Genomic DNA, 26,874 nt, shown 5'->3' with positions numbered 1-26,874 from the left:
AGTTCGTGTCTGCCAGGCCCTGCTGTCTCTCTGAGCTACGAGAGCAACCATAACCACACCACCACCCAATGTCTACTCCAGCCACCACAGATTTCCGCGCGCCCGACGACGAGATAATCAGCCCCGATCCGAACAGTGACGGAGGAAGGACGAACACCAGACAGAGCCGACCGCAATCCCAGGAAGACCGGGCGAGCGGGAGGCAGATGTCGCGACGGCCTCCTTGACCGCGTCTGCCGGGATGGTGGCTTCGTCGTGGGGAAGGTCGAGGCAGACGGTCAAGGCGCCGCCGGAGCCGGTGGTGGTGGTGAACACGCACGGCGTTTGTGGCCAGGGCGGCGAGGCGGAGCCAGAAGCGGGAGGGTGGTCATCCCGGTCGGCCACGCTCAGACGCCCTGCGGCCAAGTCCACTCAGTCCTGCCCGCCCGCGTCGGTCCGGCACGCCCGCGTCGGGCAGCCGCTCACAGATTCCGGGATGCAGCGACGCGAACCGACTGAGTTGACGGGCGGTCAGTGCCGAGCGCTCGACACCGGGCCGCCCGTCACCCCGCGTCGGTCCCGCGCGCCCGCGGGCGTTCCCCGGACCGGCCCTCGGACATGGAGAGTGATACGGAGGAGCGGGCACCACCTGTGCCCAGCGGGCGGCGGCCTGGCGGCGCCTGCAGCACCTCGTCCTCGTGGGCCGGTGCGAGCGACTCGTCGGCGGCCCGCTCCGCGGCCGTACGGCCGCGTGCGTCGCCGATTGAAGACTGCTCCTCAGTGGTGCTGGGACCTGTACCCAGCGGACGGCGCATGTGCATGTTGTGAGTCTGCCAGGCAATGATCAGCCGGAAGGCCGGCGGGTGCAGGCAGGGCGGGCGCCGGAGCCGACTCGGGGATGGCCGCGGCACCCGCCCACATACGCATCCGGAATCCCTCGGGGAGTTGGCACCCCGGGCACGTGCAGGTCCGGTGCCCCCGTCAGATCCCGGGTAGGCGCGGCCATCCAGGTGATGCGCCAGGACATGTCTCAGCCGGTCATGCCCTGCCGCCGTCGTCCGCCCACCGCGGCTGCCGAGCTGATGTCCCGGGGCGGGGCCGAAGCGCCGGAATCGGCCGCGTGCGGGCGCAGGCGACGCCCAGATCGTGACCGCCAGAAGGGACACACCAACCTCGACCGGTCGGCCCTCCCCCGAAGGTGCCGCTCAAGAGGCGAGGTGAAGGAGCATGAAGGCAACGGCGCCGTGCCGCGTGCGGCCGTTGGCCTAATGGGTGGCGGACCAGGCCTGTGTGGTGTGGTGGATCCAGCGCTGGATCGTGGTGTTGATGCTGTCGGGCAGGGCGCTGAGCTGGTCGATGGCTTCCCGGTCCGCGAACTGGGGCGGGACGCCGGCCGTGGTGAGCGCGGCGTGCAGGTCCAGCCGCCTTCGGTCACGCGGGCCGACCGCGATGCCGAGGCGCTGGGCGGGATTCGGGGGCGGCAGCAGGTAGTCGTCCTCCGTGGACTGCAAAGCCGTCTCCCAGCACGGGGTACCGGGCTGGTCACAGGAGTACGGGTCGAAGAAGGCCTGCGCCGCGGCGGGCTCGAAAGTGCCGGACTCGAAGACTGGGGCAGTCACAAGGATCTCCTCGCGTGAGGGGTATGCGGTTCTGCATGCCGAGACTCGGTCCGCGCACAGCCCGGTTGCAGGACCAGGCCCACACCACACGGAAGGCCGCATCGGCAGCTCAACCGCCCATCACACCAACCCGCCGCACCCGGATCCTGGTTCCGGCACCAGGACGACGTCTTCCCCCGGCTCAGCGCCCCGGCCTCCCCGCTCGGACACCAGAAAGAACGAGCTCATCGAACGGTCAGCGCGCTCTTCCTCCAGCATCTCGAGGAGGATCAGCCTGGTCGACGCCGGAGACACCGTTGGATCCGAGCGGGGGAAGGCCGAAGACCTCGGCCTCCGCCTGCCCTCCCCCGACAGGTTCGCCGTGTTCATCGCCGACTTCCCCAACTGCCCGCGTCAAGGGGCGTGTCCGAGCTCACAGTGGCTGCCGGGAGGGGCAAGGAACAACCGGAGTTGGTTGCCCGTTCACCTATACGTGGCTGCGGAGGGGACAGTGTCCCCGGGCCTCACCCCCCGCCCGTGGGGAAGATCGTTCGGCTGAAGCCCCACGGAGCCTTTCGCCGCGAGGCGACCGCCCTCCGCATGTCACCGCGTGCGGCCCCGGCTGGCCTCCCCCGTCCAGCCGGGGCTTCTCGCATCGGGTCAACCGCACGACCCGGACCGGTCGCGGAGCGCATCAGGACTCCACCGAGGACTGCTTCGGTATCCCTTCTCCGCCGCCACGCCAGATGCCGGAGAACTCACCACCGACAGCGGCCAGGGCCTTCAGGGGGCCGGGGTGTACGTGACCGTCGCGCCGGAGCAGCCTTCGGCGAGGCGGGTGAGGGACTCGCGCTCCTCGGTGTCCGCGGTGAGCTTCCACCGCAGTTTCACGGCCGTCCACTCGATGACGTAGCGGCAGGTCGCCTGGGCGTTGGGCGGCAGCCACTGGGCGGGGTCCTGCTCGCCCTTGCTGCGGTGGGACGCCGCCGAGACGGCGACCAGAGCACGGGCGTCACCGAGATCGTTGGCGTACGCCTCGCGACGGGCGGCGGTCCACTGGGAAGCGTCCGACTCCCATGCCTCGGCCAGCGGAACCATGTGTTCCACGTCCAGGCCGGCGGCGGTCCCGAGCTCCCTGGCGTCGTAGTAGGACCACCATGTGCCGCCCTCCAGCCTGCACCCCGCCTCAACCGTCGGTGCGCTGACCGCTTCGGCCACGAGGACTTCATTGCGGGTGTCACATCCGTCGTCTGGTGTGGCGCCCGCGTTCCAATGAGCGAACTTCGCCCGGCTGTAACCCGTGTGGGACTCGGCGGCCTGTGGGATGGCTGCAATGGCCTTGTCGAGCGGCAGCGCTTCCGCGGCGGGAGCCGTCGCTTCGGGCAGGGAGAGGAGGCAGGCAGTAGCGGCCGATACGGCGGCGACACGTGTCAGATGTGCGATCACGCTGAGCAGAAATAGTGGCCCGGTGGCACCCGGGGCGGCGAGGCGCGCACGGGGTCACCCGGCCGGCCGTAGGCAGAAACGATGCGTCAGCGTGGCGCCGGTCAACCGTGGTTGACGGTGAGCGAAGCCTCCAGGAATTAGCGCCCTCGACGTGCTGGGGATGCGCGCTCCCTCGGTTGCACGGTGGAACCTGAGATGTGGCCTGCCCGCTTTGACGTCTACGGTCATCCGATGGCAGCCGGTGGTCAGCCCAGTGCACCGTATGCAACCTCAGTCCTCGTCCCACTGACACGGCGGCGATTTCCACTCTCAGGTCATGCGCTCATCGTGCCCACACAGGACGGCGGAAGAATCGGCGGCCTGCCACCGACCACGAGAAGGCACAGTCGTTGAACGCCGGGCATTACCGTTCCTCCGGTTCGACGGCGATTGCGGCGGGCGGGCCTGCCGGGGCCATCACGCCCCTCGATGGGCTTCACCGCATGAGCGGCCATCCGATCCACGGTGGCCGGCAGCGAGCGGTCCAGGCGGTGTCCCGTCGTACGCACTCTCGTGACGGCGGCGCGCCGGGCCGCGGCCGACGCGCAACCGCGAGCCTGCCTCCGGCCGGGCCGGCGTCCGCTCGCCCAGCCGTGCGCCCCTGACTTCTTCGTGCCGGCGCCGCCCCTGCCCCACGGGTGATGGCCGACCGGCCTCCGAGAAGCTTGACCTGCGCGCCACGACATACGCACGCCGGGAACCCCCGGGCGCCCGCGCCGCCGGGTGGCGACGGTCGGTCGCAACGTGCAGACCTGGCGGTACTGTGGCTGGACCGTGATCGAGGTGGGTGGTGGCTGTGGAGTGGCGTGAGTACGCCGAGCAGATGGCTGTGCTGGCGCGGGATCTGCTGGCCCAGGACTCGGTCCAGGCGACGTTGGATGCGATTTCGGCGGCCGCGGTGAGGCTGGTGGACGGCTGCGACGCGGCCGGGATCCTGGCGGTGCGCAAGGGCCGCGCCGTGACGCTGGCCGCCAGCGGGGACATGGTCCGGGAGTCCGACCGCCTGCAGGGTGAGCTGGGCGAGGGTCCGTGCTTCGATCTTGCCCGCCGCACGGACGACGAGCGCGTGTACCGGATCGCGGACATGAGCCGGCCCCAGCCGACCTGGCAGCGGTTCGCCACTGAGGTGCGCAAGCTGGGCGTAGGAAGCATGACCGGCGTCCTGCTCTACACCGACAACGAGGACTTCGGCGCGCTGAACCTCTATTCCCGCCGCCCCGGAGCCTTCGGCAAGGACATCGAGACCGCCGGCTGGCTGCTCGCCTCGCATGCCGCCGTCGCGTTGGCCAGCGCCCGCACCATCGACCAGCTGGAACACGCCATGGAGACTCGCCACGCCGTCGGTGAGGCCATGGGCATCCTCAGGGAACGCCACCAGCTCAGCGAAGACGACGCCTTCAACGTGCTGCGCAGCATCTCCCAGCATCACAACATCAAGCTGCGCGACGTCGCCCAGCGAGTCCGGGCAGAAGGCACCGAACCAGCCTGACGACAGCCTTGGCGTCTTCCTCGGGCCGTGACCCACTGTCGCGCTGCACACGCGCAGCCGCTCGCCGGTCCGGCTGTGAACGAACGCGAGAGCCCCGCTGCCTGGCCCAGCCATGAGGCTGCCTTCGCCAGGGTCTTGCCTTGAGCAGCCAGGCGAGAGGAGCGACCCTCACGGCGAGGCCGGAGGCTGTACGCCGCTCCGGCTCAGTTTTTCGTGCACGCCGCCGCGGCACACGCGAATAGCGGAGCGGGGAGCCTGTGCATGGTGTGCGCGGCCGGTGCCCGGGTATACGCACGACCGAAAGCCGCCCGGAGCGGCGACCACGACGAAAGAACGCACATGGTCATCCCGCTTATGAAGCAGGCGGCAGATGAGCAGGGCATGGACGAGGACGCCAGGCTGCGCTGCAGCGCGGTGTGGGCCGATGGTGCGGCCCGCGCCGTCGACGCGCGCCACGCCCTGCGCGCCTTCCTCGCCCACGCCTCGCATACCGGCTGCAACCCTGTCCCGGCCCCTCTCGTACAGGACGCCGAACTCACCGTCAGCGAACTGGTCACCAATGCCATCCGGCATGCCCCGGGCCCCTGCGGGCTGGTCGTGCAACTGTCCGGTGAAGCACTGACGATCACCGTGTGGGACACCTCAACCGAAGAGCCGATCGTCAGGAACGGCGACCGGCACCGCGTGGGCGGTCATGGACTACGCCTCGTGCATGCGGTCAGCGAGCGGGTCGTCGTCGCACCCCGTACCCGGGGAAAACAGATCACCGCGCACCTCAGAGTGGCACCCACCGAGACCACCGCTGGGAGCAGGAGCGTCCTGTCCGCTTCCCTCGGCGGAACACCGCAGACGCCATGAGACGCAAGGTTCGCAGCATGGCGGCTTTGCGACCGCGGTTCGCTCGCCCACCGGAGTTGTGCTCGTACGACGGTTCGTACCCCTCAACTGCCGCTGCGCAGCTGGTGATGGGGTCCGCAGAGCCGGCACGGCACCCGGGCGGGAGCGCCGCCTCGAGCACCGTGCCGGCCGTGGGCGATGTCAGGCGGGAGTGATGTTCTCCGCCTGCGGGCCCTTCTGGCCTTGAGTGATGTCGAAGGTCACGGCCTGGCCTTCCTGAAGCTCCCGGAAGCCGCTGGCGTTGATGTTGGAGTAGTGCGCGAAGACGTCGGGACCCCCGCCGTCCTGCGCAATGAAACCGAAGCCCTTTTCGGCGTTGAACCACTTGACGGTTCCGCTGGCCATGCCGATGCCTTTCATCTGTTGACGGGTCCGCACCGCGCGTACCCGGAGGTGGTCGTCTTGGTCCTCGGGTACTGCACAGCAAGACGCCCGCGCCTATGCGCGGGCAGGAGCTGCGAACCACGACATCTGCGGACGACGCTACAGGGCGGATGCGCCGGTCACCAGTGCGTAAGCCCTCTCAAACAGCGGTGTTGCGTTGCCTCGCCCTGGATCCGGCCGTACAGGCAGCGCCCCATCGCTGCGTGCAGTGCAGTGGTTCACCACCTGTCCGCGACTGCCGGGAGCACCCGCCTGTGCCCGTCGGTTGTCTGAAAAGCGGCGCTCGGGAGCCTCCCGTACGCCGCCGGATTTCCGGGCGGTAGCTGTACATCGAGGACTGAATCAGCGCTCCCCAGCTACTGAGGTCTTCCGTCCAGGGGTGACGTGATCTCGCTGGTGGATGTGTCCCGGTGTCATACGGCGTCCCCGACCCGGGCGGCCTGACCACGCAGCGGCGGGTCCGGCGGGAACAAGTGCGGTTTGAGGCTGCCGAGTTACTCACAAGTGGAGTGCCACAGCCCGGTGCACAACGCACGCGAGTCCCCCCGCCTGAAGACGGGGGCACTCGCGTACTTCGCCTCATCGTGCCGGCACCCGGCTGTCCGGGGTGTCAGGCGTGGACGTGCCCACGCCGATGTCCACGCCCGTGACCCCGGTTGGTGAACAGTCGGTACAGCGCGAGGAGGATCACGGAACCGACGATGGCCGCGATCCAGGTAGACAGCTCGAAGAAGCCGTCGATCGAATCGACTCCGAAGAGCACCTTGCCGAGGAAGCCACCGAGCAGACCTCCGGCGATACCGATGAGCATGGTGACAATGATTCCGCCCGGGTCCTTGCCCGGCATGAGCGCCTTGGCAATGGCGCCGGCGAGCAGACCGATAACTATCCACGCGATGATGCCCATAGCAGAGCTTCTCCCTTGTTTTCGGTTCGCCGGACGTGTTTCCAAGGAACACCGAGCCAAACTGCGGTCCTATGGCATCCCGCCGCGGTCAGACCGGGACAGGTCATCGGGCGCTCCTCCGGCCGGGACCCTAGGTCCCCAGATGCGAACCGAGTCGCTACGTGCTTCGAAGCCTTGGAAGCGACCGTAAATCGGGAGGTCTCGCACCGTACCTGCGGTGCACTCGATGACCTGCCGAAAGGTACGCATTCACACGCGGGGATCACGGCAACATCATCGCGACCGCGAAGGTGTCCTACCGGTTCGCCGGCGCCGGAGCCCAGGCGGCGGCTACCGGCACCGGCTGAACGAGCCCGACGGCCCGAGGCGTCCGGCCCCGACCGTCAGCCTTGCGCCAGGACGGCGGTGGGGCACGGCACGATCGCCATCACCGCCTTTCCAGCCATATGGACGTGGACCTGGACGTCGTCCGACAGGTCCTGCACAAGGGGCCAGCCGAACCCGCCCGGCTCGCCGGCGTCCCAGGGAACGGGTTGCGGCGGGGCCGTGCTGGCGTCGTGCACCGCCACTGTTACCGCACCCAGCCCGGCTTCCAGCCTCAGCTCGGTCACCCCGTTGGCATGTCGCAACGCATTGGTGACCAGCTCGGACACCACCAGCAGCACTGACTCCGCGCCGCTCCCGCCCTCCGGCGCGGCCACGAGCAAGAAGCCACGGGTCACGTCCCTGGCCTGCTCAGCCGTCCACAAACGGCCGTCATCGACAGGGTCGCGGCCTTCCGTGGGTGAATGCACCATCACGATCTCCAGCAGCTCGGCACTCAGACACCGCCCGACTGCCCTGGACAGATCGGATAACCCCGGGAATCAGCCACTGGCCGGCATTGGTCACGAAAGGTGCCACCGGTCCGCACCGCACACCCACAGCGTTACCAGTTCTCCCCAACCTTTTCCGGGACAGGCATCGCCAAGTGCTGCCCGAGACCGCCGCGGCGGTCTCGGGCACGGCTGACGGCCCTGACCATCAGCAGGTACATCGTCATGCGTACGCGGCGCCTGTGCGCTTACTACACGGACGGCCCGGCGAGGTGCCGCGCCGGAACAACGGCGTCGGCGACCGTCTGCGCGGAGGGCCGCGGCAATTGCCGGCCACCCTTCAGGCCCGCGATTCCAGCAGCACGTGCCTCACCTCCGTGCACAGCGCACCGGTCGGGTCAGGAAGCGCGGCGGAAGACGGTGGCGGGGCCGATGACGCCGGGGCCGAACTTGTCGCGGATACGGTCGATGGCCGCCTCGGCCACCAGTCGGTCTTCGCGGGCGTCGTCGAAGCTGATCTGCTGGGCGACCCGGTCGGCATCGACCAGGTCCTCCCCCTTCAAGGCCAGCGCGGTCAGTCGGCCGCGCTGCAGACCGGCGGCATCCATCAACTGGTAGGCGACAAGGCGCAGATCGTCGTCGTGCGCGGACGGCTCGGGCAGGCGGCGGGTCTTCTCCCACGACGTACCGCCGGCGAACCTCAGGTTCAGCGTCAGCCCACGGGCCACCTGTTCGCGCCGGCGCAGCAGGAGCCCGAGGCGGACCACGAGAGCGAGCAGGGCGGCGCGGACTTCGGCGCCGTCCAGGACCTGCCGGTCGAAGGCGCGGCGGACGGTCGCAGCGGCGGGCAGCGTACGCGGGACGACGGGTCGCGGGTCTACGCCCCGGGCCCGGTCGGCAGCCAGGCGGCCGGCGCACCCGCCCAGCAGACGCTGCACCGTGGCGGCCGGGAGGGCGGCGAGCAGGCCGACGCAGTGGATGCCGTAGTCACGCAGCACCGCCGCCTGACGGACACCGATGCCGTGCAGAGCCTCTACGGGCAGCGGACCCAACCAGTCGGTGACCTGCTTCGGAGCGACGGCGAGTACGCCACCTGGCGCGCCGATCCGGCCTGAGGCGGTCGCCGCGACCGTGATGGACGGCCCGATGCCGATCCGGACGTCGACTCCGAGGCGGGAAAGGGTGCGCACCCGCAGCACCTCCCCCAGCCGACGGGCATCCGCGCCGTGGTAGCGCAGGGCACCCTTCAGCTCCACCAGGGCAGCAGTGGGCGGCAGGGCCTGCACGACCGGGGACAGCTCCCCCAACAACTCCAGAACCTGCCGGTACACCTCCTCCGGTACCCGATCCGGGCAACAGCGCACGTACATCACCGTGCTCTGACCTGCTGATGCCTCCGCCGTCACGGCATCCACCTCCCACCCCCACAATATCGAACGATAAATCGAACACGCGAGGGTGTGGGCTGATCATCAGCACTGCGGGCACTGCACGGGGGCACGCCATGCGGCTGGCGCGTGTCGGCCGCAAGATCGCAGCCGTCCGGAAGCCGAAGGCCTAGGCAGAGCACGGCCGCCACAGCCGGCCCAAGCCACCGGAGCGGATCGTCGAATTCGGCATCGGCACCAGGCGCCTCTGCTCCAGAGCCGATCAACGAGCTCGTTCGGTGTCTGATCGGGGTCGTGTGATGCTGGCGTGATGACGGATCGAGAGGTTGCCATCGTCCGCTGGCCAGATCGGGGTCTTCCAGTGGACCGGTTGGGTGATTTGTTGGCGGCCTACCATCTGCGGACCGAGGCCGAGAAGGGCGAGGCCGTTGCCGGTACGGATGGGCTCCCGGACCGCTATAGGGCAGAAATCTTGGACCCGCGGGCCGCGTTCGCCGACGATGTCGTACTGATCGCTCTGAGTGGCGAAACAGCCGTGGGCTGCCTGGTGGTGACCGCCCCCGTCGGCGGGCGGTCGGAAATCAAGAGGCTCTGGACAGACCCGGCCTTCCGAGGTCGGGGCATCGCGTCCGGCCTGGTCAGCGCCGCGCTTGCACATTCCGCGGAAACCGGTGTCAGCGCGGTACGGCTGTCGGTGTGGAAGTGGCGGTCAGGTGCCATCGCCCTGTACGAGCGGCTCGGCTTCACCGTCGCCGAGTCATGGGAGAAACGGGAGCAACTGGTGTGCATGGAGCGCCCCGTGTGAGTGGTCACGACTTGTCAGCCCGGACATCGTCCGGCCGGGTGCGCGGCCGGTCCAGGTGAGGCGGGGCATCCGGATGGCCCCCGGGGCCGCCTGGAACTGCGGGCCGCCTTGCCGCTGTCTGGCGAGGCGGGACCAGCAGTGACCATCAGCGGCAACGGCTTCTGACCCTGCTCAACCGCCAAGTGCACCTGCGTGGCCACCGCCGCCGCGCGAGCGCCCCGGGCCGTGGGCGTCTGTCTGGGTGTCGGTGACGCCCGACGGCTTCTCCCGCTCGGCCCTCCGCACGGGCCCGGCAGCATGCTGGTGAGGCCGGGCGTCGTCGGAACCCGCGCTGAAGTCCAGGTGAGCAGTCCCTTCGCATCGGCCTCGCCCGCAACCGTCCGAGGGGCTGCTTCCCAGTGCCGTCGCATTACCGGCGCCCGAACAGGTCGTAGGCCGGCGCCGGTCCCAACTCCGTCGTCCCGGACACGGAGTGCCGGGTGCCATGTGCTCGGGTGCCGCGTGCCGTGTGCCGTGTGCCGTGTGGACTCACCCGGTCACCCGGTCAGACTCAGCCAGAGAGAGTGTCAGCGCAGGATGAGCAGTGGCTGGTCCCGTGTGGTGTGGAGCTGCCACAATTCCTGGGCCACCCCGTCCGGTTCGTGTCCGGCGCCGGGCCCGATCGGGCCGACAACCGTGAGCTGCGCGGCGTGCACGCCATCGTCGGCGAGCGCCTCGTGGAGCAAACGCACGTAAGCCGACTCGGCCGCGTAGGCGATTCCCGACACCGCGCGGTCGCGATGTGGTTCGACGGCGGCGCCGCCGGTGGTGAACAGGAGAGTGCCGTGTCGTCGGCGGCGCATGTCCGGCACGACCGTGCGGACGGCCGCCGCGGCGGCGACGACGCTCAGTGCCAGTGCGCTTTCCATGTCCGGCGGACCGGTGTCGAGTACGGGCTTGATCCACGCGAGACTCGGCCGCGGGCTGAACAGCACCACCTCGATGGGACCGAGCCGCTCGCGCAGAGCGCCGAGCGCCGCTGCGAGGGCCTGCTCGTCGGTGACGTCTGCGGCTTCGACTGCTGTCGTCAGGCCCTCGGACTTCAGGTCGGCGGCCATCGTTTGCAGGCGTTCGGCGCTGCGTGCGATCAGCCCGACCGGATGTCCTTCGCGCCCGAACCGACGGGCCGCCGCGGCGCCCAGGCCGGGCCCGGCGCCGATGACGACGAACGCGCCCATGCCGCTCACACCGCCTCCAGGTCCACGCTCTTGGTCAGTGCTTCGTTGGCATCGATCTCGCCCCGCATCCGGTCCAGGCGGGCGCGTGCTCCGGCGAGCGCGTCGGAGCCGAGCAGCAGCCGCAGTGGCGGCGTGTCGGCGTCCACGGCCGCGGCGATGGCTGCGGCAGCCCGTACCGGGTCGCCGGGCTGGCGGCCGGACACGCCCAGCGTGGCCTCGCGGCGTTTGCCGGCGGTCTGCTCGTAGTCGTCCAGGCGGGTCGGGGACTGCTGCATCGACGCCCCCGCCCACTGGGTGCGCAGGCCGCCGGGCTCCGCGATCGTCACCTTGATGCCGAGTGGTGCGAGTTCCGCGGCCAGCGACTCGGACAGGCCCTCCAGCGCGAACTTCGTGGCGTGGTAGTAGCCGGTCGCGGGGAAGGCGGCCAGGCCGCCGAAGGAGGAGATGTTGACGATGCTGCCCGAGCGGCGGGCCCGCATGCCGGGGAGCACGGCCTTGAGGACGGTCACCACGCCGTGCACGTTGGTGTCGTACAGGGCGCGGACCTCCCTGTCCTCGCCCTCTTCGATGGCGGTCAGATAGCCGTATCCGGCGTTGTTGACCAGGACGTCGATGCGCCCGAACTCTGCCTCGCACGCCTGGACGGCCGCGGCCACCGACTCGGGGTCGGTCACGTCCAGCCGGAGAGCCAGCGCGCGGTCGCCGTACCTGGCGGCGAGATCAGTCACGGACGTGCGGTTGCGGGCGGTGACAGCCACCCGGTCGCCTCGCTCAAGGGCGTGCTCGGCCAGGGCGCGGCCCAGACCGCTGGAGCACCCGGTGATCAGCCATACAGACGTTTCGCTCGTTTCGTTTGCCATGCCTCCATGGCAACAGGAAGTCAGCTGACGAGCCACACCCCCTTGAGGGGGGCTCTCGCAGGGTCAGCTTCACGAGTGGCCCAACAGCGGGCCGGCCTCTGCCTAGCGGTAAAGTCCCTCGGGATGGCACCTGACGACAATCAGCTCGGTTCCTTCCTCCGCAGTCGCAGGGAGAAGATCGACGCTGCCTCCGCCGGCGTCGTCGACAACACGCGACGGCGGGTCAAGGGGCTGCGCCGCGAGGAGTTGGCGCTGCTCGCCGGGGTCAGCCCCTCCTACTACGCCCGGATCGAGCAGGGCCGCGACCGGCATCCCTCCCGCGAGGTCCTCGAAGCCCTGGCTCGTGTTCTGCGCCTGGACGACACCGAGCGGGCCTACCTGGGGTCCCTGGCCATGCCGTCGCTCACCCCGGCCGACATCGACGCCATCCCTGCCCACACTGTGCGGCCCGGGGTGTTGCACTTGCTGGAGCGTTGGGTTGACCTTCCCGCGTTCGTCGTCACACCCAGCCGCGACGTGCTGGCCGGCACCGCGCTCGCCGCCCGGGTCAACCCGGCATGGACCCCGGGGAGCAACCTGATCGAGTTCACCTTCCTCGACCCGCGCGCACAGGAGGTCTATCCCGACTGGGACGAGATCACCCTGCAATCCGTCGCAGGTCTGCGCGCCACTGCGGCCACTCGCCGCACCGAACTCGACGGCTTCGTGGCGAGCATGCGCGAGCGCAGCGAACCATTTCGCGCCCTGTGGGACTCCCATGACGTGTACGAACGCGTGATGGGTGAGAAACGACTCGCCGTCGATGGTCTCGGTGTCCTCAGCCTCAGTTTCGAGACCTTCGCGCTCGCCGGGCCCGAGGGCCACGTCCTGTACGTGTACTTCCCGCAGCCCGGCAGCACGGACGACGAGGCACTGCGCAGCCTTGCCTGAGCAGGCCGGCCGACAACGAGAAGCAGTCCGGCCTGGTCGATCACGCAACAGTCTGACGACTGAGGTCCGGTGCAAGGGCATGGACGCGAGGCGCGTTCCTCGCCGTGGTGGAGCCGAACCGGCCGGAGGTCTGGGCAGTTCGGGCCGGAGCGGGCACCAACCACGGACAAGGCATGCGTCACCACGGAACTGGTGGACGCGACAACGCGGGGGAAATGAGGATCGGGAGAAGATCCAGCGATCGGCAAGGTGCGCCGCAAACCCCCGCCTTCCTGCATCCCGCACGCGTGACCGTGCGTGTCCCGGCCTCTCCTCCTCCGACATCGCCCGCAGCGTGCACCCCGCTTCACGGCAGGCCGGAAAGGCGGGGTGCCGAGGTTGGGCGCCGGCTGCTACTGCGGGCGGCGTCCGCCGATGTCCCCGCCGGGATCATCGGGCAGGGAGATGCGGGCGGTGATGCGCTTGCCGACCGGCTCCCGCTGAACCTCGAAGCCCTGGGCGACGGCCATGACGATCTCCAGGCCGTGCTGCCCGACTCTGCCCGCATCAGCCGCCCGGGCCACCGGCAGGACCGGGTCGCTGTCCCACACGACCACTTCCACCACGGCGCAGGAAATGCGCAGCTCCATCAGCACCGGCCCGGGAGCGTACTTGCGCGCGTTGGTGACGAGTTCGCTGACCACCAGTTGGGTCAGGTCTATCGCGCGGGCGGACACCGGGATGCCGTGCTCGGCCTGGACACGGGTGAGGAAGTCCGCCGCGCGGTGGCGTGCCTCAGCAATGACGTGCCCATCACCGTCCAGGGCGACGGTGTCCTGTACCGGATGGGCACCTGGTGCCACACTGTCCTCGCCCTCGGGAATCGATTCCGCCGGGTCCACCTTTGTTCCCCCGTTCACACGGCCGCGCGTACCCGGCACCATGCCTTCCATGCCCCTTGGAACTCCCGGAAAAGGTACCGAACGATTGTTCGCCGTACCATCGGGGCAGGCTGTCGACGCAATACCGTCGGGGCCCGAGCCCCTCCCAGCGAGCGCAGTCGAGGAAACGGTGACAGACACCCACGGAGCAGCCCGGTCCGGCCGGCTGTCGGTCGACCACTCCACCGTCCATGGCATCCGGGTGGTCACTCTGCGTGGCGAGATCGACCACACCGTCAAGGATGTGCTCAGCGAGGCCCTGCTGCCTGACGGCGGCGCGACGCCGCAGCGGACCGTGGTGGACCTCAGCGGCGTGACGTTCATGGACTCCAGCGGCATCAACGTCTTCGTCGCCGCCTACCAGGCGGTGAGTGACACTCAGGGATGGCTGCGCATTGCCGGTGCCCAGGGATCGGTGCTGCGGGTCCTGCAACTCGTCGGCCTGGATGAGGTCATCCCCTGCCATCCCAACGTCGAGCGGGCCCTTGCGGCCTGACCCACTTCACACCCCGCGATGTCGGCGGCCCAGCGCTGCCACTCGGCCGCCCGGTGACCTCGGCGCTCGGGCCATCCTGCCCGAGCGCCCGGCTGCCCTGCCCCGCCGCAGGAGTGGTGGTCGAAGGAGGAGCGTGACGATGATGCACCTCTTGTCCGCGGCCTGTTGGCGGCCGGAAGCAAGGCCGGCCCAGGTGAACCACCTGGTTGCGGCAGCCTGGGCCGACCTGAAAGCCGCTGCGGCTCATTGCTGCGGGTCCGGTCTGGTTTCGGCCGATGAGCGACGGTTGCCGTGCCAGTCCACTATCAGAACCGTGGCGTCGTCCTGGAGGTTGCCATGGCAGGCATCCAACACCGCGGCGGTCAGACTTCGGACCGCTTCTCTTGGATGCTGCGCCCGGGTGTCGTGAACGATCGAGGCCAGGTCGACGGCCGCGGCGTCGCGCTCCTGCATCCCGTCGGTGAGCAGGATCAGACGGTCGCCGGGACGCAGTTGCAGTTCCTGTACGCGGTAGGAAGCGGACGCTGCCACGCCGAACGGCAGGTTGACGGCCAGTTTGACCTCTTCGACGGCGCCGTCACGCATCCGCAGTGGCCGAGGATGGCCGGCGTTGACCAGTTCGCAGAGGCCCGTTCCGAGGTCGACGCACAGCAACTGTCCGGTGGCGAGGCCGCGGCTGTGGCTCAGCAGGGCCTCGTGGGCCTGGTGGGCCTGCTTGAGGGCGTCACAGCCGCTGCGGCGTGCCCGCCGCAACGCGCCGACCAGCAAGGTGGCCAGCAGGGCGGAGTTCGTGTCGTGGCCCATGGCGTCGGTGATGGACAGGTGCAGGGTGTCGTGATCGACGGTGTAGTCGTAGGTGTCGCCACCGATGTCGTCAGCCGGAATCAGCCCGGCGGCGAGGGTGAACTGGGCCGCCTCGCAGCAGGGGGCCGAGGGAAGCAGTTGGTGCTGGATCTCCGCGGCCAGGCTGGTCTCGGTGGTGCGTCGGCCCAGGTGGTACAGATCCGTGAAGCGGCGGTCCGTGACGATGATGTAGGCAAGGGCGTGTGCCGCGTCGCGGACCTGCCGGAGCACGGTGTCGTCGGCGGACTGCAGGGTCAACTCGAGGACGCCGATGCAGTCGCCGCGGTTGGTGACCGGCGTGATGACGCGCCGTCCGCCCTGGCCGTCCGGTGCCACATGCTGGTGCTGGCTCTGCAGAACACCGTCGTAGACGCTTCCCTGCAGGTCGATCGGCCCGACATGGTCCGCGACATCGCCGCCGGTCGCGGCCAGCCGTACCAGCCGCTGACCGATGAGGTCGACGAACAGAAACGACACACGCTCCGCACCGAATCGCTTTTGCAGGTCGTGTGCCACCACATCGACAGATTCACCGGGCGGCGCCGCCTCCGCAGCGGCCAGCAATTCACCCAGTTCCAGATCTCCACCCTGCACGACAACCTCCCATCGGATGCCGCAACTTCTTCCCCGAGTCTCCGCAACATCACCTGGTGTGCCGAAAATGCCTGGTCAGGACGGCGAGCCAGAGAGAGGTACGGGGCTCGGACCGCCTCGGACTCGCCAGAACCCGGATCCGCGCTCACAACTCGTCGCACACAGGGCGCGTTGGTCTCGGCAAGGCACTGGAGGCGAAGACGCCACGGGGCGGCCGGTCGCCCTGCGCCCGGCACTTGCCAACCCATGTCTCGGAGTCCACTCACCGGCCCGGGTCAGGGGGCAGCGTCACCGCTGTCTGCCGGCGAAGAGGCGTTCGCCTCGGCCGACTGGTCGCGCAGGCCTACGACCGCATCGGACCCGGCCGCCACCGCGGTCATGGCCCGGGCCGTCCGAGGCGCCCGGACCACGCGTCTCTGCAGCTCTTCAAGCGAGACGGTCCGCAACGGCAAGTACCACAGCAGCCGCAACCAGGACCGCCGAGCAGCAGACCATCACGGCCCGGCTCCAAGCGCCGTCAGGCTCGGCGTCGGCGCCCAGGTCGTCCCGCTCGGACTGGGAGCCGGTCAGCCCGAGCGGTGCTGCGTACGGCGGAGCGTCGTCCACGTGAGGATTCACGCCCGGACCAACGCGTGATCAGGATTTTCGACACAGCACAACGGCCGTCACCACCCTTTCAGCCCAGACCGTCCCCCCTCCGGACGAGGCGTTCATCCTGCCTGTTGCGATGCTTTCACCAGGGGCAGCAGGCGACCAGGGGATGAGGCGACCGAGCCGGTGACAGCCGTACGGACGCGAACGGGCCCAGCCTCCCGGCGATCTTGTCCGGGGTCCCAGAGGATGGACCCCGGTGGCCCGGCCGCGGGAGTGGCCGATGGGCAGCTGTATCCCCTTGCGCGGCCGGCTGGACCGGCCGCCTGACCCCCAGGAGCACACCGATGACAGTAGTGACGGACGCGCTCGTACCGGCGTTGGAGGATGCCCGTGAGGCGCATGAGGCCGTCGCCGCCCGGTTCAGGGCGGATGTTGCCATCATGCCGCCCGGCCCGTACCGGCAGATGCTCGAAGGCCAGGTGGCCGACGTCCAGGGCCAGCTCCAGCGAATCGAGCACCATGTGCGCGAGCTGCGGCCCCGCGGCGGGCTGGTCGAGGACGGCGTCGACATGGCGCGGTTCATCTCGCGCGGCGCCGTGCGGACCATCATGCTGCCGCTGACCATCGGGTCCACGCTCGTGACGGACATCCTGCGCGGCGGGCGTCCTGCCGACGAGCGACGGCAGCTGAGCAACGCCGAGGACGAGTACGCGGTCACAGCCCGGGCGCTGGCGGCCTGCAGGGCCGGCCAGAGCATCGCGGAAGCGGTCCATGACCAGGGCACCGCCGACCTGCTCGCGGCACTGCGCCGCGAGGACGAGGAACTGCTCGAAAGGCTGGAGGACAGCGTCGCCTATCACGCCCGGGCCGTGGCGGCCGCGTCCAACGGATTCGTCCGGGAGAACGGCGGCGGCCTGGCCGACACGGCGGCCCGCACATTTCGGACGGCCGCCGACCGGGTGAAGGATGTCGCCCAGAGCGGCGGGCGGCGGGTCAGGGATGCGGCCGAGGGCGCGGCGCGGGAGATGCCCGAGCCGACCCGCATGGCCGAAGGTGTGCGGGGTGCGGTGGCCCGGGAGGAGGAGCTCCCGATCGCCCGCTTCAGCCAGCTCAGCGTCGACGAGATCAAGCAGCAGCTGCGCCCGCTGTCCCCGTCGGACCTGACGGCGATCGAGGAATACGAACGCAGCCACTCCCACCGGCCCCCGGTCCTGGATGCCATCGAGCAGCTGCGCAGCAGCGTACGTCGCCCGGTGACGACATCATGAACCCGGCCAAGATCACCGAGCAGTCGCGGAACGTCCCCGTCATCGCAGGGCAGCGAGGGGCGCTCCTGCCTGGCTGACCGTGCACCGCGGACTCAGCCCCCCGCTCGGGACGCCATCCCCGCAACTGCCGGCCAGGACCGGAGACTTGCCCCGTTGGGGATCGCTCCCACCGGCAAGTTGTTCATGGCGGTGGGCGTCGTCAGCGCGACGCCCACCGCTCGGTACTCGGACTCAGCTGCACTTACGTCCGGTGTTGATGCACTGGACCGCCTTGTTCATCAGCTTCGCGTCGAAGACGTTGATGAAGTCACCGTGGTCGGTGACCGGCTTGTGCTGCTGTTCGGGGAAGCTGTCCAACGAGAAGAACGGACGGGTCTTGCCGTTGTCCTTGAGGCTGGGCGCGTCCACGTCGTACACCAGACGCTGGACCAACTGCGGAATGGCCTTGAAGCCGGTCGCGCAGTTGCCGTTGGCGTCAGCGAACGCCACGTGCGTACGGTGGTTGGCGCTGTCGATGTTCCTTCCGTCCCAGCAGCTCTGGAACTTGAAGGTGCGCACGACATCGCTGCCTGAGGGGCAGAGGGGGTACTTGTCCTTCAACTGGACTTTGTTCTCGAAGCCGGTGCAGCTCCAGGAGGCGTTGGCGTTGGCGGTGCCGTTGACGAACGCCTTGGCGTCACCTGTGATGATGCGCAGGAACTTGGGCATCGCCACCACCTTTCCGCGGGGGCTGCCCACGAAGTCCAAGGTGGCCTTCTTGGCCGTCAGAATCCGGCCCGTGTTGCCCTCGAGGCCGCCGCCCTGCTTGTCGGCGTCGAACTCCTTGGTGCCGTCCTGCAGGCGCAGCACCGGCCAGTAGTAGGACGACTTGTCGCCCTTGTTCTGGCAGCTGGTCCCGGCCTTGACGAAGTCCTGGTCGCTCGAGAAGGCGTCGTTGTCCTGGTTGCCGACGTAGTCGTGGAAGTGGTGTGCGCCGTTGGTGACACCGGGCGCGACGATGACGTTGTCGCTGTTGTACAGCTTGTTGGCGTTCACCCCGCACTTGGTGACGAAGACACCCTTGGAAGCCTTCGCCGACTTGGCCGGCGTACGCACATTGGCCTTCACCTTGGTGATGTCCACGAAGTCGGCGGCGACGGGGCCGTTGCCGGTCCCACCGGCATTGGTGTTGTTGCCGCCCTGGTTGTTGCCGCCCTGACCGGCGTTGGGCTGGCCGCCGGTGGCGCGCAGCGTGCAGGCCGCCAACGTGTCCAGGCCCTGCGGCTTGGCTGCCACACGGCCGATGGCGATGGCGATACGGTCGATCGTCGCCTTTCGCTTGTCCTTCAGCGGACCCACGATCGCGTTCTGAGCGAAGTTGGGGTCCTGCTGAATCGCCTTCTGGGAGGTGGAAAGGCGCTGGTATGCCTCGGATATCTGCTTGTCGAGGAGTGCCAGTTCCCTGTCGACCTGCGCCTTCGCCTGGGCAGGCACTGATGTCAGCTTCTGGCCTACGTCGGGGCAGTCGATGGTGGAGGTGCCGGCCGCGAGCACCTGGTTCTGGACAGAGCCCTTCGACGCGCCGGATTCATCGGCCGAGGCATAGATGTTGACCGCCACCAGCCCACCGGCCCCTACGGCCAGTGCGGCCGCCGCGCCTACCGCCCGGCGGGCAGTCTTCGATCTCTTTCGCGTATTGCGTCTCATCAGGCCTCTCAAGGACATCTCCGGAGCCGGCAGGACTTCCGGCGTGGGTGAAGCGCGTCCTCAGATACGAATGTCAGCGTCGAATACTCAGCGAATTCTCAAGTTCGTAGCTTCATCCATCCGCAAAAGGGTGCAGGAGAACCCAATCCGGGCCGGGACCGGCTTCCAGCTGTGGTGACGGGTTCACTGGCTGTCGTCGCCACGCTCACGGCCGGAAGGTCGGCGGGGTCGAGGACGGGCGGCAGGTCGCCCGGACCGATGGCGGCGGTGGGTGAGGCAGCGTTTCTCCACCGTTTGAGGGCCAGTGGCGGAGCCCGGTGCGAGTGAGGTGGTCTTCAAACAGGCGCCCGGGGCGGACCATTGGGCGGCGACCAGCCGGTCAGCGAGTGCCTCCTCGACCGTGTGGCCCGTGCCCGCGCCTTCCGCCGACGTCGCCGCTGCGGGACTGCGAACACGTACGGCGGTCGATCGGGGAGGTCAGCGTCCCCTTACGGCGTCCCGCCCAGGAACCTTCGAATGTGCGGCCGGCGGGCAGAGTTGCTGCCCCATCCGGTTCCGCCGCGGGGCTGCGGCCATTTCCGCACCGGCGTCTCCTACCTGCCTGATCGACAGGCGCATCCGGCCGGCCTGCCGCGCACCCGGGACCGGCTGGTGTCGGCGTTCGCCCCCGACGACTTGGCGCGCGGCGAGGCCACGCCCTCCCCGAAGGAGATGTGTCGGGCGGGTCGCCTGATCGACCGAGTCAGGGCCGGTCTCGGTGACTTCACGGTCGAAGAACAGGCCCAGACCCGCGCAGCCGTCGTCGTCTTACGACGCAGTCGGAGCGTGATGCTGGACCTGTCTCGCATCGGCCGGCCGCTGCCCGACCTGCACCCCACGAGGTCCGCCTGAGCGGAACCATGACCGACGGCGCTTCCGGCGTTCCTGCGAAGTGGACGGTGCTGCAGCGCACTCGGCTCACGCAGGCCCGTGCTGAACGGAGGTGAGCGGGTCCCTCAGCGCCAGGGGCGAGCGCGGGAACGGCGAGCCCTTTCCCGTTGCGTGGAACTCCCGTGCGGCGCGGGCCCGCACGTTGTTGCGGGCTTCTCTATACGGTGAAGGGCCGCTGCCGCAGGAACGAGTCGTCGGCCTGACCGGTGACGAACAGGCCCGGGCTCTGGTTGGGCGGCATCCTGCGGAGGATTTCGCGGTGGAACGACTTGTGTCCGCCGGTGAACTTCCCTTCGCTCCAGACCTCGCGGAGTGTTCCGGTGAAGAGCCCGTTCTCCCAGCCGTCGGCGGCCAGCTGGTTGTCCGCGCAGGCGGAGATGAGCAGGACGCTCGCCGGTAGGTCGAGGGTGTCCTTCGGCTGCAGATTGCGCTGGATCGTGTCATAGAGGGTCTTGTCCCGGTCGTACGCCTCGCGCTGTGTGTCCGGCGGCATGATCCGGGAAGTGACCTCGATCTGGTCCGGGTCGCGGGTCTGGTACTGCTCCTCCATCGCGTCCGAGGTGAGGAGACTCCGCACCGCCCTGACGGCTGTTTCGCTGTGACAGCAGTCGAAGTAGGCAGAGATGCGGACCCCTTCGGCGAACGCCTCGAACTCCTTGTAGAGCTCGTCGTCGATGAACTCGCGGTCGTAGAGGACCAGGGTCTCGTCGAGGCGGTCGGGCTCGTCCTCGGGCCCGTTCCTGTCGGGCACCTGGCCGCCGTGGCCCGAGTAGGTGAGGAGCAGGATGTCGCCGGACGTCAGGACCCTCGCCGCCTTGCGGAGCTCGGCGGTCACGTTGTCGACCGTCGCGTCCGCCGCGAGCAGCATCGTGCGGTCGTCGAAGCCGGCGTCCCTGGCGATCTGCTCCATGTCGCGGGCGTCGTTCTCGCACGCGTTGAGCTTGCCGTCCCACCCTCCGTACTTGGCGGGGTCTACGCGGTTGAGTCCGATGTGGAGTGACATGCCATGGGCCATGGGATGGCCTCCTTCCCTGCGGACGGGATGCGTCCGGAGTGGATCCCCGAGCCTGAGATGATCACCCATTTAGCCCAATACTACCGAAGAGTTGCTTATGTGGCGTTTCCTTGCATGTGCCTCTGCCCGCGTCCTTCTCCGCGTCCTCTGCCCGCGGAGAACCGTGCCGCGACAGTCGCCCCGTTGACCACGCACTGCGGCGTGGCCGACTCCGTCAGTGGATGCGTCAACTGGGGAACGTATGGCGCCGCCCCGCAGCACGGTCACGGATCCGCCGACGGTCGGGCGTTCCGACTGGGCAGCCGGTCGGGCGGAGGCACGGGCTCGACGCGCGCCGGTACTCCGTTCGGCCTAGCCTGTGAGAGGGAGTGACTCTCATCGGATGTGAAGCGAGGAGATCCGTGATGAGCAAAGTCACCACTGGCACCTTCAAGACGTATCGAGCGGTAGCCGACTTCCAGCGCGCCAAGGAAATCGCCGGCACCACATCACCGTTCACCATCGAAGTCCGTTTCCTCGGTGGACTGACGGCACATCAGCAGGACGCCTTCGCAGCAGCGGCCGATCGCTGGGCCAAGGTCATCGTCGGGGACCTCGACACCGCGGTCGTCGGCGACGACATCATCGACGACCTGCTGATCGAGGCGGAAGGCGTCACGATCGACGGCCCCGGCGGCATCCTGGGCATGGCAGGTCCCACCGACTTCCGCGACGGCAGCGCCCAGTCCGGTGCGGGGCTGCCCGCGAAGGGCGTGATGAGGTTCGACTCCGCTGATCTGACGAAGATGGAGACGGACGGCACGCTCGTCGACGTCATCACCCACGAAATGGGGCACGTACTGGGCATCGGAACCCTGTGGAAGCCCTTCGGCCTCCTCACGGGAGCCGGCGGCCAGAACCCCACTTTCACGGGACCTCGCGCCCAGGCGGAGTTCGCCGCGCTCGTCTCGGAGGCGCAGCCGGTACCCGTACCGGTCGCCAACTTCGGCGGGCCGGGGACCAGGGAGAGCCACTGGCGAGAAGCAGTGTTCGTCAACGAACTCATGTCACCGTTCATCTCGGGCAGCAACAACCCGTTGAGCCGGATGACCGCAGCGGGCCTCGGCGACCTGGGCTACCAGGTCGACCTTGACGGCGCCGAGCCGTACACGCTCCCGGACCTGCTCCGCATCGCCCGGTCGGGTGGACTCGTACCGCACACGGCGCCGGTCGGCGACGGCATGATGCTGCCCGCCGTCCCCACCCAGCTGCCTGCCACAACACCCTGACGGACGGCGTGCTTTCCGCGCTGGCGGAGCTGACTGGCGTCGCCGGGAGTGAGAGCGGCCCTCCGCAGGAGTCGCGGCCCGGCATCTTCCCCGCAGCCGGTGAGGAGGCCGACGGCGCGACGACGGCCACCGTTCCGCGCGAGCCGAGCCCTGGCCGTGACCAGGGCCACGAACAGCTCGCGGCCTGCCTTGGCCCCGGCGACCTCGCCCAAGTCGCCTGCGCGGCGGCCTCCACGCGTCGTACTTCCTCGCCGCCCTCCCCTCCACATGACCAGCGAGAAGGCGAGTGACGTGATCCTCGCAACCGTCCAAGGAGTACCGCGATGAGCAAGCAACGACGCGCCGCACGACGTTCCGCAGCCGGATACCGTACGTCACTGCCCTGGCGGTTCGTCACGGCCGGTGCCAAGTACGTGGACCGGCGCATCGGCTGGGACAGACTGCCCGTCATACCGGGCCTGCTGACGCTCCTCGGACTGCGCGTCGAGCTCCGGCAGAAGAACCTGCACGACACCGGCCACCTGCCCTCGGTCGATCTGCCCGATCCCGCACCCCCCTCCGAGACCCACAAGGTCAACCGGACCCCCGACGGCAGCCACAACGACCTCGACGCGCCCCGTATGGGCATGGCGGGCACCCGCTTCGGCCGGAACATCCCGCTGGACCGGATCGCCCCGGCCACACCCGAGGACGTACTGTCCGCGCCGAACCCTCGTGAGGTCAGCCGCGCCCTGCTCACCCGCGACGAGCTCATCCCGGCCGAATCGGTCAACTCCCTGGTCGCCGCCTGGCTCCAGTTCATGGTCCGCGACTGGTTCAGCCACGGGACCGGCCCCACGGAACAGCCCTGGGAAGTCCCGCTCATGGACGACGACCCGTGGCCGGAACACCCCATGCGGATCATGCGGACACCGGACGACCCGACCCGCGACCCGCAGGCACCCGCCGGGACACCCGACACCCGGATCAACGAGTCCTCCCACTGGTGGGACGCGTCGCAGATCTACGGGACGACTGAGACCGAACAGCGCCTGATGCGCACGGGCGAACTGGGCAAGCTGTGTCTGTGGGACGACGAGCGATCCCCGTTCCCCTCGGCCCCTTCCCGGGAACCCTCCCGAGACCGCTTCCGGGACCCTTCCCGGGACCGCCCCCGGGATCCCTCGCACATCCCCGGCTTCTGGCTGGGCCTCGCCATGATGCACGACCTGTTCGCCCGTGAGCACAACGCGATCTGCGACCACCTGCACGGCGCGTACCCGACCTGGAACGACGAGGAACTCTTCCAACGAGCCCGACTCGTCAACGCCGCGCTCCTCGCCAAGATCCACACCGTGGAGTGGACACCGGCCGTGATCAGCCACCCCACCACCGTCAAGGCACTGCGCGCCAACTGGTGGGGCATCGCCGGCGAGCGCGTACACGACCTCTTCGGCCGGCTCGGCGACAGCGAGGTCATCAGCGGCATCCCCGGCGGCGAAACGGACCACTACGGCGTCCCGTACTCCCTCACCGAGGAGTTCGTGGCCGTCTACCGCATGCACCCACTCATCCGGGACGAGTGGCATCTGCGCTCAGCCGCCGACGACTCGACCCTGCGCCACTGCACCCTCCGCGACATCTCGGGCCCCGGGGCGCTGAAGGCCCTGGAGACCACCGGGATGGCCGATCTGCTCTACAGCTTCGGCACCCTCCACCCCGGACTGGTCACCTTGAACAACTTCCCCAGGTTCCTCCAGGAGTTCGAGCGCCCGGACGGTCATCTGCAGGACCTCGCCGCCACTGACATCCTGCGCACCCGAGAACTGGGCGTCCCCCGTTACAACGAGTTCCGGCGGCTGCTGCGGCTGAAGCCCGCGGCGAACTTCCTGGAGCTGACGGAGAACCGTGCGTGGGCCGAACAGATCCAGTGGCTCTACGACGGCGACATCGAGAAGGTCGACCTCATGGTCGGGCTGTACGCGGAGAGGCTGCCGGCCGGATTCGCCTTCAGCGACACGGCGTTCCGCATCTTCATCCTGATGGCCTCACGCCGGCTGAACAGCGACCGCTTCTTCACCGAGTACTACACCCCCGAGGTGTACTCCAAGGCCGGTATGGCCTGGATCGACGACAACAGCATGATCACGGTACTGCTGCGCCACCACCCGGAGCTGCGTACGGCTCTGGCTGGGCTGACGAACGCCTTCGTGCCGTGGCACACCGCCGGAAGGACGGTGACCTGACATGGCAGCGACGGACAGGTCGAGCGAGGACCGGGAGCGCCAGGCCGCGGCAGCCGCCGCGCGGTACGACGAGACCGGCGACGAGCGGCGGGCGGTCGAGCGGCAGCAGGACGCCGGGGTCACCTTTCCGGATTCGCAGGAGGCGCTCGCGGCACGCGCGGCCCGACTGCTCGACCGGCACGCGGTGCCCACCGCCATGGTGGTGGAGGCCGTCCGTGCGGAACCGCTGGCGGCGACCGCCGCCTACGAACGCATCCTCGGGGTGTCCAAGGACCTCCAGGCATGGAGCTTCCTGCCGCGCGGCGCCCGGGCGGCACGCACCGTCGCCCGGATCTCGGTGCGGGAGAACGGCCGCGAGCTGCCTGTCGGCACCGGCTTCCTGGTGTCTCCGAGCCTGCTGATGACCAACCATCACGTGCTCACCGACGCGGAGGCCGCCCGGCAGTGCTTCGTGGAGTTCGAGGCCCAGGTCACCGTCGACAACACCCCGCATCCGGCAACACGGCTGGAACTCGACCCCGACGAGTTCTTCGTGGCCGACCCACGCCTCGACTTCGCTCTGGTGCTGGTGTCCCCCGGCCCGGACCTGCGGCCCCCCGGGGAGACGTTCGGCTGGAATCGGCTCAGCGCCCAGACGGGAAAGCTGGTGATCGGCGAGCCCGTCAACATCATCGGACATCCGATGGGGCGGCTGAAGGAGATCGCCCTGCGCGACAACATGCTCCAGGTGCGCCTCGACGACTTCCTGCACTACATGACGGACACCCAGCCGGGCCACTCAGGCTCGCCCGTCTTCAACGACCAGTGGGAGGTCGTCGCGCTCCACCACAGCGGTGTCCCCAGGACCGACGACCAGGGCCGCATCCTGCGCCGTGACGGACAGGTCTGGCGGCCCGGTGACGGCGACGACGCCATCGACTGGGTGTCCAACGAGGGCGTACGCATCAGCTCCATCCTGAGGCACCTCGCCGCCTTGTCCCTCACCTCCCGGCAGCAGGCGCTGCTGGCCGAGATGGGCCCGGAGTCCGGGCTGCGCCGCGCGGAGGCCGCCGTCGGCCCGACGGCGGTCCCGGCTGCCACCGTCGCAGCGCCGCACCCGGCCGCCGAGAAGGCGACAGCACGTGCGGGTCTGCGCGCCCGGGAGGGCGCGTTCGGCGGCACACGGCATCTGGTCTTCCTGCACGGTCGCTCCCAAGAAGGCAAGGATCCCGAAAAACTGCGCCTCGAGTGGGCGGGCGGACTCAACCAGGGGCTTGTCCGCGCCGGGCTGCCCCCGGTCGACCCGGCGGACGTCTGGTTCCCCTACTACGGCGACAGACTGGTGCAGGCCCTGACCGCGCACGAGGCCGTCCCCCGCATCGTCGAGGCGCCGACCGCCACGGCGGCGGAGGTGGTCGCCCCCACCACCCCCACCGCCCGGGCGGTGTACGAGGAGATCGTCGGCGAGGCTGCCACGAAGTGGAACATGCCCCAGGAGGACCAGTTGGCCACCGAGCGGTTCGGCCTGGGCGACGTGGTCGGAGCCCTGCAGAAGCGGCTCAGCTGGCTGGCCGCCAGGAGCGACCTCGACGCATGGGCCATCGCCCTGATCTTCCGCGACGTGGCCGCGTACCTCGACGACCGGCGCATCAGGGACGACGTCCTGGACTGCGTACTCGAGACCATGCCGGACGCGGGAGAAGTGGTGCTCGTCAGTCACAGCCTCGGCACGGTCGTCGGCCTGGATCTCACCACTCGACTGTCCCCCGGAGTGAACCTCGTTCATCTGACCACGGCGGGCAGCCCCCTCGGCATGGACAGCGTGTACAACAGGCTGCTCGTCGGCGGGCCGAAGCGTCCGGACGTCGTGGCCGACTGGCTCAACGCCTGGTGCCCGACCGACGCGGTGGCCATCGGATGCCCGCTGGGCGACGACTGGGCGGACGGCCTGTCCGACCTCGCCGTCATCAACGCCCGCGACCGGGCGCACAGCATCGTCGAATACCTCGCCCACACCGAGGTCGCCCGGTCGATCGGCAGCCACCTCGGCGGCTGACCCCGTCAGCCGCCGGTCGCACCCGTCCCGGCCGACCAGCAGGGCGACCGGCTGCGGCGCGGTGCCGTCCGTCACGAGTAACGCGACCGTCTACCTGGCCGCACTCCGCATCGAGGCGTCTTCCTCGGGCCGAACGGTGACCCACCCGAAACCGCCTAGTAGTGCTTCGTTAGGTTCTCGTTCTGGTTCTGCGGGTTTTGAGGGGGTGGCCGCAGGTGATGCAGGTGCCGGTCCAGCACCTCAGTA

Annotated in this window: 22 protein-coding genes; 10 read left to right on the top strand and 12 right to left on the bottom strand. The window is 69.2% G+C overall.

The features are described 5' to 3' along the window. Window positions 1-1,244: 1,244 nt before the first annotated feature. Together ACZ5XS_RS43535 and ACZ5XS_RS43530 are read right to left on the bottom strand one after the other, a co-directional pair. Window positions 1,245-1,598 (bottom strand): hypothetical protein, encoded by a 354-nt coding sequence (locus tag ACZ5XS_RS43535; protein WP_468661033.1) that lies wholly within the window; start codon window positions 1,596-1,598, stop codon window positions 1,245-1,247. A 762-nt stretch (window positions 1,599-2,360) separates the two neighbouring features. Continuing rightward, entirely contained in the window at window positions 2,361-3,023 is a 663-nt protein-coding gene (locus ACZ5XS_RS43530) for an HNH endonuclease family protein (RefSeq protein ID WP_468661031.1), read from the bottom strand. A gap of 862 nt (window positions 3,024-3,885) precedes the next feature. Between ACZ5XS_RS43530 and ACZ5XS_RS43525 the strand changes: the two genes are divergently transcribed. Next, window positions 3,886-4,551 carry a GAF and ANTAR domain-containing protein gene (locus ACZ5XS_RS43525; RefSeq protein WP_468661039.1) on the top strand — a complete coding sequence of 222 codons (666 nt, stop codon included), beginning with the start codon at window positions 3,886-3,888 and terminating at the stop codon, window positions 4,549-4,551. Between the two features lie 339 nt (window positions 4,552-4,890). Beyond that, window positions 4,891-5,409 carry an ATP-binding protein gene (locus tag ACZ5XS_RS43520; protein WP_468661029.1) on the top strand — a complete coding sequence of 173 codons (519 nt, stop codon included), beginning with the start codon at window positions 4,891-4,893 and terminating at the stop codon, window positions 5,407-5,409. Between the two features lie 180 nt (window positions 5,410-5,589). Here the strand turns inward: ACZ5XS_RS43520 and ACZ5XS_RS43515 are convergent, their stop codons facing one another. From ACZ5XS_RS43515 to ACZ5XS_RS43500, 4 genes are all read right to left on the bottom strand, one after another. Next, window positions 5,590-5,793, bottom strand: coding sequence for a cold-shock protein (locus ACZ5XS_RS43515; protein WP_037751662.1), 204 nt, complete (start codon window positions 5,791-5,793; stop codon window positions 5,590-5,592). A 649-nt stretch (window positions 5,794-6,442) separates the two neighbouring features. Then, entirely contained in the window at window positions 6,443-6,739 is a 297-nt protein-coding gene (locus tag ACZ5XS_RS43510) for a GlsB/YeaQ/YmgE family stress response membrane protein (RefSeq protein ID WP_468661027.1), read from the bottom strand. 383 nt (window positions 6,740-7,122) lie between these two features. Then, the gene (locus tag ACZ5XS_RS43505; RefSeq protein WP_468661025.1) at window positions 7,123-7,536 is read right to left on the bottom strand and encodes an ATP-binding protein; all 414 of its coding nucleotides are present in this window, start codon (window positions 7,534-7,536) and stop codon (window positions 7,123-7,125) included. A gap of 416 nt (window positions 7,537-7,952) precedes the next feature. After that, window positions 7,953-8,924 carry a DNA polymerase Y family protein gene (locus ACZ5XS_RS43500; RefSeq protein WP_468661037.1) on the bottom strand — a complete coding sequence of 324 codons (972 nt, stop codon included), beginning with the start codon at window positions 8,922-8,924 and terminating at the stop codon, window positions 7,953-7,955. A gap of 328 nt (window positions 8,925-9,252) precedes the next feature. Here ACZ5XS_RS43500 and ACZ5XS_RS43495 point away from each other — a divergent pair, with 328 nt between their 5' ends. After that, the gene (locus ACZ5XS_RS43495) at window positions 9,253-9,747 is read left to right on the top strand and encodes a GNAT family N-acetyltransferase (RefSeq protein ID WP_468661023.1); all 495 of its coding nucleotides are present in this window, start codon (window positions 9,253-9,255) and stop codon (window positions 9,745-9,747) included. Window positions 9,748-10,313: 566 nt separating this feature from the next. Here the strand turns inward: ACZ5XS_RS43495 and ACZ5XS_RS43490 are convergent. Continuing rightward, window positions 10,314-10,964, bottom strand: a complete 651-nt coding sequence (locus ACZ5XS_RS43490) for an SDR family NAD(P)-dependent oxidoreductase (RefSeq protein ID WP_468661035.1) — start codon at window positions 10,962-10,964, stop codon at window positions 10,314-10,316. Between the two features lie 5 nt (window positions 10,965-10,969). Next, the gene (locus tag ACZ5XS_RS43485; protein ID WP_468661021.1) at window positions 10,970-11,824 is read right to left on the bottom strand and encodes an oxidoreductase; all 855 of its coding nucleotides are present in this window, start codon (window positions 11,822-11,824) and stop codon (window positions 10,970-10,972) included. A 123-nt stretch (window positions 11,825-11,947) separates the two neighbouring features. Between ACZ5XS_RS43485 and ACZ5XS_RS43480 the strand changes: the two genes are divergently transcribed. Continuing rightward, window positions 11,948-12,754 carry a helix-turn-helix domain-containing protein gene (locus tag ACZ5XS_RS43480; RefSeq protein WP_468661019.1) on the top strand — a complete coding sequence of 269 codons (807 nt, stop codon included), beginning with the start codon at window positions 11,948-11,950 and terminating at the stop codon, window positions 12,752-12,754. A gap of 392 nt (window positions 12,755-13,146) precedes the next feature. Here the strand turns inward: ACZ5XS_RS43480 and ACZ5XS_RS43475 are convergent, their stop codons facing one another. Next, window positions 13,147-13,653 carry an ATP-binding protein gene (locus ACZ5XS_RS43475; RefSeq protein WP_468661017.1) on the bottom strand — a complete coding sequence of 169 codons (507 nt, stop codon included), beginning with the start codon at window positions 13,651-13,653 and terminating at the stop codon, window positions 13,147-13,149. Between the two features lie 151 nt (window positions 13,654-13,804). Here ACZ5XS_RS43475 and ACZ5XS_RS43470 point away from each other — a divergent pair, with 151 nt between their 5' ends. After that, the gene (locus ACZ5XS_RS43470) at window positions 13,805-14,170 is read left to right on the top strand and encodes an STAS domain-containing protein (protein WP_468661015.1); all 366 of its coding nucleotides are present in this window, start codon (window positions 13,805-13,807) and stop codon (window positions 14,168-14,170) included. 243 nt (window positions 14,171-14,413) lie between these two features. On the opposite strand, the gene ACZ5XS_RS43465 is transcribed toward ACZ5XS_RS43470, so the two are convergent. Further along, on the bottom strand, window positions 14,414-15,607 hold the full coding sequence (locus ACZ5XS_RS43465; RefSeq protein ID WP_468661013.1) for a PP2C family protein-serine/threonine phosphatase: 1,194 nt from the start codon (window positions 15,605-15,607) through the stop codon (window positions 14,414-14,416). Window positions 15,608-16,545: 938 nt separating this feature from the next. Here ACZ5XS_RS43465 and ACZ5XS_RS43460 point away from each other — a divergent pair. Further along, a complete protein-coding gene (locus tag ACZ5XS_RS43460) occupies window positions 16,546-17,469 on the top strand; it encodes a hypothetical protein (protein ID WP_468661011.1) in 924 nt (307 codons plus the stop codon). Between the two features lie 231 nt (window positions 17,470-17,700). On the opposite strand, the gene ACZ5XS_RS43455 is transcribed toward ACZ5XS_RS43460, so the two are convergent. Continuing rightward, a complete protein-coding gene (locus tag ACZ5XS_RS43455) occupies window positions 17,701-19,155 on the bottom strand; it encodes a DUF1996 domain-containing protein (protein ID WP_468661009.1) in 1,455 nt (484 codons plus the stop codon). A gap of 516 nt (window positions 19,156-19,671) precedes the next feature. On the opposite strand from ACZ5XS_RS43455, the gene ACZ5XS_RS43450 reads away from it, so the two are divergent. Beyond that, window positions 19,672-20,046 carry a transposase gene (locus ACZ5XS_RS43450; RefSeq protein WP_468661007.1) on the top strand — a complete coding sequence of 125 codons (375 nt, stop codon included), beginning with the start codon at window positions 19,672-19,674 and terminating at the stop codon, window positions 20,044-20,046. Window positions 20,047-20,242: 196 nt separating this feature from the next. Here the strand turns inward: ACZ5XS_RS43450 and ACZ5XS_RS43445 are convergent, their stop codons facing one another. After that, window positions 20,243-21,100: a caspase family protein gene (locus ACZ5XS_RS43445; protein WP_468661005.1), complete on the bottom strand. Its 858-nt coding sequence runs from the start codon at window positions 21,098-21,100 to the stop codon at window positions 20,243-20,245. Between the two features lie 404 nt (window positions 21,101-21,504). Between ACZ5XS_RS43445 and ACZ5XS_RS43440 the strand changes: the two genes are divergently transcribed. The 3 genes from ACZ5XS_RS43440 to ACZ5XS_RS43430 all read left to right on the top strand — a co-directional run bounded on the left by ACZ5XS_RS43440 (window position 21,505) and on the right by ACZ5XS_RS43430 (window position 26,628). After that, on the top strand, window positions 21,505-22,368 hold the full coding sequence (locus ACZ5XS_RS43440) for a leishmanolysin-related zinc metalloendopeptidase (protein WP_468661003.1): 864 nt from the start codon (window positions 21,505-21,507) through the stop codon (window positions 22,366-22,368). Between the two features lie 323 nt (window positions 22,369-22,691). Then, window positions 22,692-24,593, top strand: a complete 1,902-nt coding sequence (locus ACZ5XS_RS43435) for a peroxidase family protein (protein ID WP_468661001.1) — start codon at window positions 22,692-22,694, stop codon at window positions 24,591-24,593. Window position 24,594: 1 nt separating this feature from the next. Next, window positions 24,595-26,628, top strand: coding sequence for a trypsin-like serine peptidase (locus tag ACZ5XS_RS43430; protein ID WP_468660999.1), 2,034 nt, complete (start codon window positions 24,595-24,597; stop codon window positions 26,626-26,628). The last annotated feature ends 246 nt before the right edge of the window (window positions 26,629-26,874 follow it).

This window comes from Streptomyces sp. NPDC033131, from assembly GCF_055578365.1.
The sequence above is the reverse complement of the archived record's forward strand: the minus strand, read 5'-3'. Positions and strand labels throughout refer to the sequence as shown.